The sequence below is a fragment of the Pseudomonas morbosilactucae genome (assembly GCF_023241715.1).
Taxonomy (GTDB): Bacteria; Pseudomonadota; Gammaproteobacteria; order Pseudomonadales; family Pseudomonadaceae; genus Aquipseudomonas; species Aquipseudomonas morbosilactucae.
Map to the genome: position 1 here is coordinate 1 of NZ_JALQCW010000127.1, position 595 is coordinate 595.

Sequence of the window (595 nt, forward strand, 5' to 3'; positions counted from 1 at the left end):
CGCTGGCCAGCACCACGGCGTTTTCAATGTTGCCGACCAGGGTATAGCTGTTGCCAGCGTAGGCCATGACATTGACGGTGTCGGTGCCACCATCGAGCCCTTCCTGCACCTGGTCCAGGTTGCTGTAGACATAATAGGTGTCATCACCGTCGCCACCGATCAGGGTGTCAGCGCCCTTTTTGCCGTCCAGGGTGTCATTGCCCAGCCCGCCGATCAGGGTGTTGGCCGAGGCATTGCCGATCAACAGGTTGTCCAGTGCGTTACCGGTGAGGTTGAACAAGCCGGTGCCCAGCACACTGAGGTTATCGATGTACTGCAGGCTGGGGTCGTTGAGGTTGATGGTCTGGGCCTGGGTGCCGCTGTTCAGGTAAGTGACGCGCAGTGTGTCGACACCCTCGTTCTGCAACTCCTGGATCAGACCCAGCTCGCTGACTGAATCGACCACGTAGGTGTCATCGCCCAAACCGCCGATCAAGGTGTCGATGCCAGCCTTGCCATCGAGGATGTTGGCACCGTCACTGCCTATCAGGATGTTGGCCGCCGCGTTGCCGGTCAGGTTGATGGCCAGGGTGCCGGTGTCGGTGGCATCCAGGTT

At 60.0% G+C, this 595-nt stretch carries 1 protein-coding gene; it reads right to left on the minus strand.

Annotation, left to right across the window (positions count from 1 at the left end; genetic code table 11):
• The coding region (locus M1B34_RS33075; protein ID WP_425273566.1) for a calcium-binding protein at positions 1–595 on the minus strand (595 nt) is incomplete at both ends.